A 13,223-nucleotide genomic window follows, 5' to 3' on the forward strand; every position below is an offset into this window, starting at 1 on the left:
ATTTCAGCAATGTTAAAAATTTGACACACTCCAGCGATGGAAGCATGAAAATAATTAGTGTTATATTTTCATGGAAAATAATTACTTATACTGAAGGTGCATTCTTTATGAAAGGTTTTTGGATTTCTATCCATTGCTAGAACGCCGCTTTTTATTTTGAATAAACCCGGCAATTAAAAGGAAAAGTGGATATAAGATGCCTACAAGTAAGCTGTAGGGAATCCACGTTTTTGTATCCCAATCCTTTTGATAAGAAACGCTTGGATACACAATAAGGGAAAGGGTAATCATAATGAACGCGACTGGAAAAGAAAATAGCGTGTAGTCCTTTATATGAAATACATTGGCAAACCCCAAAAGAGTAGCGTAAAAGTAAATGCAAAGCTTAAAAAAGAGAGTAATAAACCACAAAATAGCAATGACTACTTCAATTCCTTGAAGAAAGTTTCCTACATCAATTCTTCTTCCTAATTCATAGCTTGGAAACATGGTGATTTGGGAGTAATAAGGACCAAGTACTAGAATTCCGAGTAAGATTAACGTCACCATCACTAGTCCACCGGCTATATTACCTACATAAAAAGATTGAGTTGCCTTTTTCATGTCTGGCGTGTGTGAAGGGAAAATCATAAGCAGAATGGTATAAGTCAAAGAACTCATGCTTAAAAACGTTAAAACAGCACGAATAAAAGCTTTTGGATGGATTTCCAACACAGGCTGAATATGCTCTATTTTAATTTGAGGGATCATAGACAAAATAAGAAGGCCGAATAATCCGACAAACCAAGGAAATAAAATCTCGGCACTTCGTGCAATCACTTCTATTCCTAGGCGTACTCCTACGATGACGACACCCATAAATGCAATGTGGATGGCTGTTAGCGGCGTGTAGGGAAGGATTTGAGTGGTAAGAAAATTTCCTACATAGTAAAGAACTTGACTGCTGATAAATAAATTAGATAACACAAAAACAGCAGAAATAATCTTTCCAAATAGTTTGCCTAAAATTTTTTCGTTCATTTCCATCAGCGTAAGCGTGGGAAACATTTTTCCTAGTGAGGTAAAAAGCAAAACTAAGCCAATTCCTGATGCTACGCCGAAGAGTGATGCAATCCAGGCATCTTGATGAGCATCAGCTGTAATAGCGGCAGGTACAACAATAATTGTGCTTCCGATGCTATATAAAGTTACTAATTTGCGAAACTGCGCAGCTGAAATATTGATTTCATTAAGCAAAATGAGCACATCCTTTTGCCATATACACTAATTAAGTGATCCAACGGAATAATAAGTGACTTAAAGGTTGAAACATTACTTCTACCCAATCAGAAGGGTTCGTTAAAGGCAGCCGAAAGATTTTTGCAAGAGCGATTATGATACTGATTGTCATGAATACCATAAAAATGTTCCGTTCCTTTTTATGAGAGTGTTGAGGTAATCTTTTTGTTTCCATCCATATAATCCCTGCACAAATGATCAAAAAGAAAAGAAACAAGTGCATGCAGTCAACCCCAATACATTTTTTCGTTCAGATAAGCTATTCGTATGATGTCCGCTAAAGAAAGTGATTATACATTTTTGTAAGATATAGAAAGCATTTCAGGAGATAGAAGATATTTTTTAGGGCTCTTATATGATTGAGGGATTTGTTATGAGGAATATTCATTTAGCTTTAACCTATTGAAGCGTCGTATGAATAAGTAGAAAAATGCCACACTAAAGAGTGAACAAATGGAAAGGAGCACTATGATGAAAAAATACCCATACAATAAAGATAAACAACAATCGTTTCAAGCAGCGCAGCAGGGGCATAAAGAAGCAGTAGATGCATATGAACAGGCAAATGAAGCTAAAAATGATGCATCGTACGGCCATGAAGCGAAGCAAGCAATAGGTGAAGTGAATGAAGCCTCTCAGCAAATTGAGAATGCGCTTGAAAATGCTTCTGAAACACAGCGTCAGCGTTTAACAGAGTTTCAGCAAGATATAAAAGATATGGAGAACGATCTTAATCAATAAAAGAGCCGCTGTTTTACTTAGGCAGGTTCACAATAGAGAGTATAAATTGTAAAAGCAGAAGGTAATGAACTTCTGCTTTTTTTGTCGTGTAAGCAGTATTTACGCTCATTTTTTAATCTAAATGAAGGCTAAATAAATTTCCACCCATACATATACATATTTTGGGGCATTAAGGGTATAGAGTAGTAATTTAATTAAGGAGGATGATTATGAAAGCAGTAACTTTTCAAGGTGCAAAGGATATCCAAGTAAAAGAAGTAGAAGATCCATCTTTGAAGAAAAAAGACGACATTATTGTTAGGATTACATCTACAGCTATTTGCGGTTCGGATTTACATATCTACCAAGGTGCTCTCCCTGCTGAAAAAGGATACGTTATTGGCCATGAACCAATGGGGATTGTAGAAGAAGTGGGTCCAGAGGTAACAAAAGTAAAAAAAGGAGACAGAGTAGTTTTACCGTTCAATATTTCGTGCGGGACCTGTTATTATTGTCAGCATGATTTAGAAAGTCAATGTGATAACTCTAATCCTAATAAGGAAATCGATACAGGAGGATACTTCGGGTTCACTGAACGATACGGAAATCACCCAGGAGGACAGGCTGAACTATTACGTGTTCCCTTTGGGAATTTTATGCCATTTGTAATTCCGCCCTCCTGTGAGCTTGAAGATGAGGCATTGTTATTTATGTCTGATGTTCTGCCAACCGCTTATTGGAGTGTAGAAAATTCCGGAGTTGGACCTGGGGATACAGTAGTGGTTCTTGGCAGCGGCCCCATTGGATTAATGACTCAAAAGTTTGCATGGATGAAAGGTGCTAAACGGGTCATCGCTGTTGATAACGTTCCATATAGATTAAAACGAGCTAAACAAATGAATAACGTAGAGTGCTTTAATTTTGATAAATACGACGATATGGGAAGCTATATTAAAGAGGTAACCGGTGGTGGAGCAGATGTTGTAATTGACTGTGTAGGAATGGATGGAAAGAAATCACCAGTAGAAGCGATTGAACAGAAACTCAAGCTGCAAGGAGGAACGTTAAGTGCTATTCAAATTGCACTAAAAGCAGTAAGGAAATTTGGCACAATTCAGCTAACAGGTGTATATGGATCAATATATAATATGTTTCCTCTTGGGAACATTTTTGAAAGAAACATCACTTTAAAAATGGGACAGGCTCCAGTAATTCATTACATGCCAGAATTATTCAAAAAAATTACAGATAGGGAGTTTGATCCTACAGAAATAATTTCTCATAAAATCCCTCTTGATCAAGCGAGTGAAGCTTATGAAATGTTTAACAATCATCAGGATGAATGTACAAAAGTTATCTTAAAACCATAATCAAGCATATATCTCCTTAAATATGTATAAAGAAAAAATTGAGAATTATTTTTACAATAATCATATCTATTTGAAAGAGGCTGGAACAAAAGCATGTTATTTGAAGGAAGATCCGAGCACGTTTGATTCTTGATGGAGAATCGAATGCGTTCGGATTTTTTTATTGATAGTGTAAACGTAAGTTTCGTGTATATAATTGCTTCTAGCTGTTGTTTGGGAGGAAAGGCGAAGACTTGCACGGAAATCAACAGGGGTGTAACAAATAATCCATCATTCCATTCTTATTTTAAAAGGTATAGAAGTTAAAAAAGTAAGAATCCTAATAAAAAGAAACGATAAGAATGGAGAGGGATTGTGACAGGAAACATGCTAATAAATATACTAATAATGATTGTCGTATTGTACTTCATATATATATTCGCAACTGCAGTGGTACTGTTTTATGTCCCTTTGCATAAGGGAAAAGACCTAAAATTAATGAATACTGAGAATTTTTACGGGAAGAAAGAATCCACAGATCGAGTTATGCTTTTGGAAAACGGTTATTTTTCAGGGCTTGTTCGGATGCAGATGATTCAAGAAGCGAGGCATACAATTGATATTGCGTACTTTTCCATCGGTAAAGGTCGTTCTGCGGATTTACTTATGGGCGCTTTATTCGAAGCTGCGGATCGAGGTATACGTATTCGCGTGCTGTTAGACGGGATCTCTCATGGGTTAAAAGGCAAGAGAAAAAATGTTCTTTATGCTTTAGCTTTCCACAATAATATAGAATTAAAGTACTATGAGCCCTTCACTATTTTTAAACCTTGGACATGGCATAATCGTCTTCACGATAAAATAATAGTAGTCGATGGCCAATTAGGTATTAGTGGAGGACGAAACATTGGAGATAAATACTTGGCCAGTCAACCAAATAAAAATTTTGTCTATGACCGTGATGTGCTAATTTATAACACAAAGCAAGAAAGTTATAGTGTCATTGTCTCAATGGAGAAGTATGTAGAGAAATTATGGAACCACCCGTATACCCGCAAAGCTTTTCCAAAGCTCAAGAAAACTAAACAATTTCGGGGCCTTTCAGGCAAGAAATTGTTAATAGATCAATACGAAGAGGCAAAAAAAGCAAATGAACCTTTTGTCCATCCTTATATTGTATGGAGAGAATCAACGATGCCTACAAGAAAGGTTTCTTTTATTACAAATCCTATTCAACGAATAAATAAAAGCCCTTTTATATGGAAAACATTTATTAAGCTTTCCCAACAAGCTGAAAAATCCATTGTTGTTCAAAGCCCTTATATCGTACCAACAAAAGAGATGGAACAGTATATAGATAAGCAAGTAAAACCAAAAGTGCAAAGAATTATTTTAACTAATTCTATTACATCCACTCCAAATGCTATGGCTTTTTCTGCATACTTGGGAGTAAAGAATCGCGTTATAAAAGCTGGTTCGAAGCTTTATGAATATCAAAAGCCCTATTCAATTCACGGGAAATCTGTTGTTTATGATCAGCGTTTAAGTGCAGTTGGTTCTTTTAACTTAGATTCACGTTCTGTATTTTTAAATACTGAATCCATGGTTATGATAGATAGTGAAGAATTTGCAGCCGAGCTAACAGGAGCTATTGAAACTAAGATTTCTCACAGTGCGCTTGTAGGAAATGAGGGAGAACCTGTTGATCTTAATACGGATTCTCAAAAAAATGTCCCTCCTGTAAAGTCTGCACTCCTACATATCCTTTCAGTCTTCACGCGATTTTGGAGACATTTTGTATAGTACTGTGTTACAGCAGAGTCTTTAAAAACAAATAGCGGAGATTAAAGAGGACTGCAGCTGGGGAAGGGAATGTGTAAAAAACTGTGATATGCCTCACAGTTTTTTTGAAACCCCTAGTACTAGTTATGATTCTTAAAAAGCCCTATTGACGAAATTTCATATATGTTTTATTATAATATAGCGTCGTTAATAAACGAGGTTCTTTTGAAGAAATCATTTCTAGGGGCATAGTTTAAAGGTAGAACTACGGTCTCCAAAACCGTCAGTGTGGGTTCGATTCCTACTGCCCCTGCCATTTTGGAGTTATCTTTTAACTCACACGCGGGTGTGGCGGAATTGGCAGACGCGCTAGACTTAGGATCTAGTGTCTTATGACGTGGGGGTTCAAGTCCCTTCACCCGCATCTTTACTTTCATATACGCGCGGAAGTAGTTCAGTGGTAGAACACCACCTTGCCAAGGTGGGGGTCGCGAGTTCGAACCTCGTCTTCCGCTTCTTTTCAAAAGCAGTTTGCATGTGCAAACTGCTTTTTTTGTTGTAGAAATAAAGAGTTTTATTATGCTGTTTTTAATCAGAAATAGTTTATTAAAGCAGTACTGCTTATACGTGTTGTTTTCGTGAATATACACATAATATTGGGGTTACATTAAAAGCTAATGAACGACGTGAAGACATCTAATATGGTATTTAAGATAGGGGAGAGTCCTATGGAATCTAGTTGGTTTTCAATTATACCGTTTTTAATTGTTATTCCAATAGCTATTTTCACCAAACAAGTGCTGCCAGGGTTGTTTCTAGGCTTATTAGTAGGCGCTTATTTGATTGATCATTCGATTGTCGGAGGTGTTGAAAAGCTACTTCACTACATTGTACAAGCTCTTAGAAATAAAAGTAATATAGAAATCGTCGTCTTTTTATACGCATTTTCAGGGCTTATCGGAATGATTAAGATGGCTGGAGGAGTGAAGGGTTTTGTAGAAACAGCTGCAGAAAGAATTGATACAAGAAAAAAAGCTCTTATTTTAACCTATGTTTCAACCATTGGAACATTCAGTGCTCCCACATTTCGTTTTGTGACGATCGCGCCCATTATGAGAGCATTACTCAAAAAGGTGAAAATGACGACAGCAGAGCTAGGGTTTGTTATTGAAACAACTGCTACTCCTGTTATCGTCTTAATTCCTGTGGCAACGGCATTTGTAGGGTATATGGTCTCAATCATTCAAATGGCAATTGATCATCAAGGCATAAAACAAGACGCTTATTCTTTGTTTATTCAAAGCATTCCGTATAACTTCTTTTCGATTGTGATTATTCTGGTAGGGATTTATTTCAGCTTTTTTCATCATTCAACATCTACGGCTCCTATGAAGCTTGAGGAAGAAGACGAAAAAGATTGGCATGATTGTCATCCTTGCGTGTCGAAGGATTTGCCTTCTAAGCCTTGGAATTTGTTAGTACCTTTACTTGTTGTGATTTCACTTACCTTACTTTTAACATGGTGGAGCGGGCATCATAAGAGCCACAGCTTTTTTGAAGCATTTATTAAAGCAGACGTGTTAGAAGCGATGGTAGTAGCTTTAATTATCACTACGTTAATTACCCTCATTTTTTTCTTGTTTCAGCGCTTTACATTACAGAATTTGCTTAATGGTTTTATCACAGGAGGCAATGACTTAATGTCCGTTATTCTGCTGTTATCGGTAGTATGGGGATTATCCGCTGTTACAGAAGACTTAGGTTTTTCAAATTTTGTGACGGCACATTCTAAGTGGATTCCTCAAATGTTTGTCACTCCGTTCATGTTTATCTTTGGAGCCGCTATTTCTTACTTTATCGGATCTGCTTGGGGAACGTGGGGGATCTTAATGCCGCTTGGCATATCGCTTGCAAGTTCTGCAGATCTTTCTTTGCCATTGATTATCGGTGCGGTGTTTGCGAGCGGTTCATTTGGAGCGTTTTCTTCACCTTTAAGCGACGATACGAATACCATCGCCAAAATATTAGATTTATCGGTTATTGAATATGCCAAGTATAAATTAAAGCCAGCTTTAATTGCAGCGGGAATAACAGTAGCTTTTTATCTTGTTGTATCTTTCTTGTTTTGAATGAGGGAAATAGCCATCTAGTATCAATTTTTTATTTTTTTCAGCTTAAAGTATGCATACAGTCCTAATGATAGGCACACTAGTATGATACAAGTAAGCGGAAATAAGATGGTATTAACAAAATGATCATAAAACCATATATACAAAAAAATCACCTCGATAAATTAAGCCATTTTTCTATTTATTAGAGATACACGATCTGTGTTGCTTCTTCCTATTTTTCAAAAAGGCGATAATCAGAAGCAGTATGGGTACGATAGAAAATAGCGGCATATGTAAAAGAAATCTCGCTACGTGTAACCCTTCATAAAGATGTTCTTAAAAATTACTAGCGATGGTAATCGACAAAAACAACACAATGATGCCTAAAGGATACGCTAGTTGTGAAGGAGATTTAATTTTAAATAAAGTAGCAGTACCTATTAATAAAGGTAAGGTTCTCAGACAGCAGATTCTTAAGAGAAGACTCTGTTTGTTCATTGCTCGCTCTTTCTGTAGGAATTGATCTTTTTCAAGGAACGAACGTACTGCAGGCACTATACAATGCTTTAAGCCCGTTTCGTGTAATGGAAGTGGCCGAATTATTTGTCCTTTTTTCTCTTTTGTTTTTCTTTTTCGCGGAGTCACTTTATCTTGTTTTAAAGAAGCGGCACCAAAAACAACAGCAACTTGGTGCAAAGAGGTTTTTATCTCTTCACTATCGAAACAAGCGTATAGAAAGATAGCTTTGAGATAGGGGAGAACCACATGAACATTGAGACTAACAGATTACTAATACGCAAATTTAACTATGAAGATTGGCAGGAGGTCTACGCATATACATCTGATGCTAATGTCATGAAGTACATACCAGAAGGTGTTTTTAGTAAGGATGATGCGAAGAAATTTGTAAATGAAAATATGAAAGGAAACGTTAAAAACTTTCCAGTTGTATTAAAAAATGAAAACATCATAATTGGTCATATCGTCTTTTTTAACTATTTTGGGGACCATACTTATGAAATTGGCTGGGTATTCAATGCTCTCTATCATCAGAAAGGATATGCTTCAGAAGCGGCAAAAGCAATAGTGGACTATGGTTTTAACACAATGAAACTGCATCGGATTATTGCTACTTGTCAACCTGAGAATACGTCTTCTTATCGTGTTATGGAGAAAATCGGGATGAGAAGAGAAGGGTATTTTAAAAAATGTATTCCAACTGATAAAGGATGGTGGGATGAATATTATTACGCGATTTTAAAAGAAGAGTGGAAATGAGCTTTACTTTTACGGAATTGCATTTTCCAAGTTGTAAAGACGAAAACAAGCCCAATTTTAAAAAAATGAGCAGAACAGCAAACCAAAACGTCTAGGCAGACATACAATAAGCTATCCATGAGAAACACCCCATGTTTGAACCTTCTTTGTTTTAGCAACAGAAAATTACGTTGAAAGGGAGTGCTTGTATGTCTAATGCTGGATGTGGATTTGGTTCTGGTTTCGCTTTATTAGTTGTATTATTTATTCTATTAGTAATTATCGGATGTAGTTGTTATAGCGGTGGTTATGGTGGCGGATACGGCTGCTAATTATATCACTGAAAAGCCTAAAGGATACCCTTTAGGCTTTTTTGTGTTCATTATAAAAAGCTGGAAGAGATGATTAATCAGCAGGCTCAGTATCAACATGCGATTCAATTTTCTTCTCTTTCGGCAATTGGTCAATAGAAGCCCAAGGCACGCGGCGAGGCTTATATTCAATCGCATCAGTAGAGTAAACGGCCACGCTTACGACTCCTCCGTGTACCTGCGCTCGAATCAACAAAGGATCACTATACGTATTTTTAAAGTGAAAGTCAGGTCCATACCAGCTGACGGTAGCGTCTCGCCCAGGAGGTACGTAGGAAACGCTGCGGCTGTGTGAGTAGCGCTGCGTAATCGTTACGCCAGCGTTATCGACGGCGTTAAATAAAGTAGAAGAAACCTGGCAAATTCCTCCTCCAACTCCTTCAGAATACTCTCCTTTTACAATGATTGGCGCACGCATATACCCTTTTGCTGCCGTTCTTTTTCCAACGGTTTGATTAAAAGAGAAAACTTCCCCAGGAAATATAACGCTGCTGTCTAGTGATTCAGCTGCAAGAGAAATATTGTGAGAACGATTTTTATTATGAGGGTTAAATACTGTATGATAATGACCGATTTGCTTAATTCGAATCGTTGCAAGCAGCTCCTTATCTACGCGAGGCGGAACAGGAAGCGTCGGGATTTCTAATGTTGACGTACCGCCGTTAAAAAAATAAGTATAAAATTTCTCCGCAAAATCTTTATGATATAGTTTGACACCCGCTTGCTCAGGAACAATTTGTCCGCTTTTATCAATGCGGGCATTTATGGGCTCTCTATATGTCTTTTTATCCAATTCTTTTAGAAGAAGGTTGTATCGATCATGATCAACCATAGGTACAGGAAGAAGAGGTACGGCCACTTTCTCCCGTTCAATCCGTTCAATTGGTTTACCGTCATGAGTAATAGATAGGTGGTCTTGTGTAGAAAGAGGTTGAATAAGCATTAAAAGTCCAACCATCCAAGTGAAATTCATATCATATACCTCGCTTTCACCTGTTAGTATGAATAAAATGAACCGTTTAATGTATAGGATTCACAAGCTCTTCTTTGTATTATTTTCCATGAGCTTAGCGTGTAAAAATTTCTATTTATAATTGTATGTGTACTTTCGCATATTACATAGAGAAACTACAAGGTAATGAGGGTAGACAATGACAAAATTAATGATTTTAGTCTTTATGCTTATTAGTTTTTTTGTGCATCCCCAAAAGATGAAAGCAGAAGAAAACCTTACGTACTTTCCGGTAAGTGACACTGGAAAAGTATTAAAGTGGAAACGTGTAGAAAGCTTGCTGCCGAAGGGGAAAAAATTTAAAGTGATCGATGTAGAAACGGGTTTTTACTTTTACGTGCAGCGAAGAGCAGGCTCACACCATGCAGATGTTCAGCCGCTTACACGTCAAGATACGAAAGTAATGAAGCACTTATATAATGGAAAATGGAGCTGGAACCGAAGAGCTGTTCTTATTCCGTTTAAAGGTCAAATGCTTGCAGCTTCCATGAACGGAATGCCTCACGGAGCCGGTGCGCTTGACAATGGGTTCCCCGGTCATTTTTGCATTCATTTTGCAGGAAGTACGACTCACAAGTCTCAAAATGTGGATCCAGGTCATCAGTTAATGGTATTAAAAGCAGGAGGAAAGCTTGATGAATATGCATTAAAAGCTGAGCCGGCAGAAGTCGTAAATATGTTTTTAACAGGATTAAAGCAAGATGATGATGCATTAATGCAGCCGATTTTGCGCGTGAAGCAAGAGCATAAGCTATGGGCAAAACTGCATAGTATCTCCACTATTTATTATAAAACGGACTTATTTCATGCAAAAAAGTATAAAACAAAAGAGAAAATCGCCGTAGATTGCCTTATTTATTACGAAGATAAAGGGGCTCAAAAGACAACGATGGTTTTTACTTTAAAGAGAAATCCGTTAACAAACGGATGGGAAATTTCTTCTCTTATACTATAATGGACCATTATTTTTAAAAACACATCTGACAGAAAACAGATGTGTTTTTAAGCATTTGTTTAGCTCTTTAGCCGTTCGCAATATTATAGTGGAAAAACGTGCTTACATACGATAGAAAAGAATAAAAAAGGGTATAAGTAATAATATTACTCTTTCTACAAAGAACTCTACAGCACGAAAGGAGAGAGTGTTTATTTTTTCATATTGGTTTAGCCGCTTAGTCGCTGCAGATCCTGGACGAAAAAGGTTCAAAACGGCTTCTAAAGCTACGATTAGCGTCATTACAGCGGTCGTTATTATGCTGATTGTATTAAAAGCAGCGGGAAGCTCACAAATTACCGCATCTATTTTATCGGGCGTAATCGGCCTGATGGGTATATTGGTTGTAAATGATGAAACAACAAAAGCAAAAAAAGTGACCACATGCTTAGTAGCACTTTCTAGCGCCGTTTCTCTCGGCATTGGCTCGTTTCTATCACAATATGGACAGGCAGAAAATGTTTTTCTCGTTCTGCTAGTGTTTTTGTCTTTTTATTTACAGAAATTTGGTATTCGCTATTTCGCTCTGTCGATGGTCGCATTTATGTCGTTTTATTTTGCTTCTATTTTACACGTTACATTTTCTCAGCTGCCGTGGCTGTTAGCTGGCGTTATAGTAGGAGCCTGCTGTGCATTTATTTATAATTTTGTTATCTTTAAAGACCGGCCAGCCAACGTGCTGAGGTCTTCAATGAAATCATTTCATATTCAAGTGAATTTGGTGCTTGATTTAATTATTGAGTTAATTCAAAAGAAACAAATTGAACCGGCTCAAATTAAACAATATAACCGCAATATTAAAAAACTAGCGGAGTATGCCCGTGTAGCATCAGAAGAGCTTGGAAATACAGATCCCCACGACATATGGCCTGGCGTAACAGCTGAACAAATGCGCCTTTATGTATTTGATACAGTGATGCTGCTTCAGACATATTCCCCAGCAATTCGAAAACTCAGTGAATTAAAGGCATTTAATCATTTTGATATTCAGCAGCTGCTGTTAAAGCTAGTGGAATCGATTCGCGAAGCAGAGGTGTTAAATGAAAATCCTACTCATTCACTAACAGATGCAGCTCAGCATCTGCAAGAGCTGCGCCAAAAATTAAGTGAACTCGAACCTCAAGACAAAAGGTATAAAGACTGGCTTTACTTAATCCGCCGTATCGAAACGATATCAAATCACGTGATTGATGAGGCCTATGAGCTGCAGCAAGCAATTGTGAAGCAAGAAAAACAGCCTCAAAAAGAAGTGGAAGAAAAAGAAGACGAAGAGGATAATGATGAAGAAAAAGGATTAAAGCCATCTACGAAAAAGTCTATTCAAGCGGCCATCACTGCTGTTGCGACATTAATATTTGGCTCTTTCTTATCTCCATCGCATCAATATTGGGCGCTGTTAGCAGGATATTTAGTGCTTCTTGGTACAGAAACGATAGGAAGTACGTTTGTAAAAGCTGTACAGCGAAGTGTAGGAACGCTTTTAGGAGCGGCTGTGGGCTTTGTTGTCGCAAGCTTTGTTTCACCAGGAATACTTGAAATAACGCTGCTTTTTATCTGCGTGTTTATGGCTTTTTATTTCTTTCCCATTACGTACTCGTTTATGAGCTTTTGGATTACAATGATGCTGGCCTTTATGTATGACATGCTTCTTGGAGGAATTTCAGAGAGTTTATTACTGGCTCGCGTATTAGATACAGTCGTAGGAGTTGGAATTGGCTTAGCTGTATCAGCTCTTGTGTTTCCTAAAAGAACAAGAGATAAAATAACCGACACCTCTGTAGAATACGTAGCGGCTTTAAAAGAATTTGTTCACACTTATTTGCATCGTTTTACGAAGCAGTATGCATTTGCCAATTTAGCTGATAAAGGAATGGAATTAGAAAAAAAGCTAAAACAGCTTCATGTCGATTCAGATCCTATTATCAAAGGTTTCGTTGGCCGTTCACGTCTTCAGCAATTTTTGACTGTTTTTACCGCCATTAATTATTACGCTAAGCATTTGGTAGCATCTTCTACTAGAAACGAAGCTTTTTATAAGGAAGTGGAATTTCACGGTGTAGTCAAGGAAGTGGAAGAGAAAGTGGCAAGCAATTTCACTCAGCTTGAAAAAGCGCTGCGAGGAGAAAGAGGAACGTATGTATACACGCTTGAAGATGTAAGACAAAAAATTGAACAATCTTTAGATTATTTTGATACGTCCGTTCAATCAAGAAACTTACAGCATCTGCAGCTGCTCCACAACATTTATTACGTATGGAAAATCAATCAATCGGTTGTTCACTTAGCCAAAGAGCTAGGAGCAGAAGAAATAAGTAGTGAAGACTAAAAACCAGCGAATATGTCGCTGTT

General features: G+C 37.4%; 10 protein-coding genes, 3 tRNA genes and 1 pseudogene. 11 read left to right on the top strand and 3 right to left on the bottom strand.

Features of this window, described 5'->3' with window-relative positions; translation table 11 throughout:
- Positions 1-126: 126 nt before the first annotated feature.
- Entirely contained in the window at positions 127-1,245 is a 1,119-nt protein-coding gene (locus OK414_RS11420) for a GerAB/ArcD/ProY family transporter (protein WP_263045603.1), read from the bottom strand.
- Between the two features lie 504 nt (positions 1,246-1,749).
- On the opposite strand from OK414_RS11420, the gene OK414_RS11425 reads away from it, so the two are divergent.
- From OK414_RS11425 to OK414_RS11455, 7 genes are all read left to right on the top strand, one after another.
- Positions 1,750-2,019 carry a hypothetical protein gene (locus OK414_RS11425; RefSeq protein ID WP_013083053.1) on the top strand — a complete coding sequence of 90 codons (270 nt, stop codon included), beginning with the start codon at positions 1,750-1,752 and terminating at the stop codon, positions 2,017-2,019.
- 209 nt (positions 2,020-2,228) lie between these two features.
- On the top strand, positions 2,229-3,368 hold the full coding sequence (locus tag OK414_RS11430; protein WP_016764018.1) for a zinc-dependent alcohol dehydrogenase: 1,140 nt from the start codon (positions 2,229-2,231) through the stop codon (positions 3,366-3,368).
- Positions 3,369-3,755: 387 nt separating this feature from the next.
- Positions 3,756-5,150, top strand: coding sequence for a phospholipase D-like domain-containing protein (locus OK414_RS11435; RefSeq protein ID WP_404932068.1), 1,395 nt, complete (start codon positions 3,756-3,758; stop codon positions 5,148-5,150).
- A 221-nt stretch (positions 5,151-5,371) separates the two neighbouring features.
- Positions 5,372-5,445 (top strand) — tRNA-Trp (locus tag OK414_RS11440).
- A 26-nt stretch (positions 5,446-5,471) separates the two neighbouring features.
- Positions 5,472-5,553: transfer RNA gene (locus OK414_RS11445), tRNA-Leu, on the top strand.
- 19 nt (positions 5,554-5,572) lie between these two features.
- Positions 5,573-5,644 (top strand) — tRNA-Gly (locus OK414_RS11450).
- Between the two features lie 213 nt (positions 5,645-5,857).
- A complete protein-coding gene (locus OK414_RS11455; RefSeq protein ID WP_034652278.1) occupies positions 5,858-7,258 on the top strand; it encodes a Na+/H+ antiporter NhaC family protein in 1,401 nt (466 codons plus the stop codon).
- A gap of 177 nt (positions 7,259-7,435) precedes the next feature.
- On the opposite strand, the pseudogene OK414_RS11460 reads toward OK414_RS11455, so the two are convergent.
- Positions 7,436-7,684: pseudogene (locus OK414_RS11460) on the bottom strand (spore gernimation protein KB); the annotation flags it as partial.
- Between the two features lie 321 nt (positions 7,685-8,005).
- Here OK414_RS11460 and OK414_RS11470 point away from each other — a divergent pair.
- Both OK414_RS11470 and OK414_RS11475 read left to right on the top strand, forming a co-directional pair.
- The gene (locus OK414_RS11470; RefSeq protein ID WP_034652275.1) at positions 8,006-8,518 is read left to right on the top strand and encodes a GNAT family N-acetyltransferase; all 513 of its coding nucleotides are present in this window, start codon (positions 8,006-8,008) and stop codon (positions 8,516-8,518) included.
- A gap of 188 nt (positions 8,519-8,706) precedes the next feature.
- Positions 8,707-8,829, top strand: a complete 123-nt coding sequence (locus OK414_RS11475; RefSeq protein WP_013056948.1) for a YjcZ family sporulation protein — start codon at positions 8,707-8,709, stop codon at positions 8,827-8,829.
- 73 nt (positions 8,830-8,902) lie between these two features.
- Here the strand turns inward: OK414_RS11475 and OK414_RS11480 are convergent, their stop codons facing one another.
- The gene (locus OK414_RS11480) at positions 8,903-9,841 is read right to left on the bottom strand and encodes a VanW family protein (RefSeq protein WP_050688794.1); all 939 of its coding nucleotides are present in this window, start codon (positions 9,839-9,841) and stop codon (positions 8,903-8,905) included.
- A 178-nt stretch (positions 9,842-10,019) separates the two neighbouring features.
- Here OK414_RS11480 and OK414_RS11485 point away from each other — a divergent pair, with 178 nt between their 5' ends.
- Both OK414_RS11485 and OK414_RS11490 read left to right on the top strand, forming a co-directional pair.
- Positions 10,020-10,835 (top strand): hypothetical protein, encoded by an 816-nt coding sequence (locus tag OK414_RS11485; RefSeq protein ID WP_263045606.1) that lies wholly within the window; start codon positions 10,020-10,022, stop codon positions 10,833-10,835.
- 187 nt (positions 10,836-11,022) lie between these two features.
- On the top strand, positions 11,023-13,200 hold the full coding sequence (locus OK414_RS11490) for an FUSC family protein (RefSeq protein WP_263045607.1): 2,178 nt from the start codon (positions 11,023-11,025) through the stop codon (positions 13,198-13,200).
- Positions 13,201-13,223 lie beyond the last annotated feature (23 nt).

The organism is Priestia sp. JV24 (genome assembly GCF_025910025.1).
In the GTDB taxonomy this organism is placed as follows: domain Bacteria; phylum Bacillota; class Bacilli; order Bacillales; family Bacillaceae_H; genus Priestia; species Priestia megaterium.

Coding starts and splice junctions, on each gene's coding strand:
- OK414_RS11430 (WP_016764018.1), top strand. CDS start 2,229: ATGAAAGCAGTAACTTTTCAAGGTGCAAAGGATATCCAAGTAAAAGAA.
- OK414_RS11485 (WP_263045606.1), top strand. CDS start 10,020: ATGACAAAATTAATGATTTTAGTCTTTATGCTTATTAGTTTTTTTGTG.
- OK414_RS11475 (WP_013056948.1), top strand. CDS start 8,707: ATGTCTAATGCTGGATGTGGATTTGGTTCTGGTTTCGCTTTATTAGTT.
- OK414_RS11435 (WP_404932068.1), top strand. CDS start 3,756: ATGATTGTCGTATTGTACTTCATATATATATTCGCAACTGCAGTGGTA.
- OK414_RS11455 (WP_034652278.1), top strand. CDS start 5,858: ATGGAATCTAGTTGGTTTTCAATTATACCGTTTTTAATTGTTATTCCA.
- OK414_RS11480 (WP_050688794.1), bottom strand. CDS start 9,841: ATGAATTTCACTTGGATGGTTGGACTTTTAATGCTTATTCAACCTCTT.
- OK414_RS11470 (WP_034652275.1), top strand. CDS start 8,006: ATGAACATTGAGACTAACAGATTACTAATACGCAAATTTAACTATGAA.
- OK414_RS11425 (WP_013083053.1), top strand. CDS start 1,750: ATGAAAAAATACCCATACAATAAAGATAAACAACAATCGTTTCAAGCA.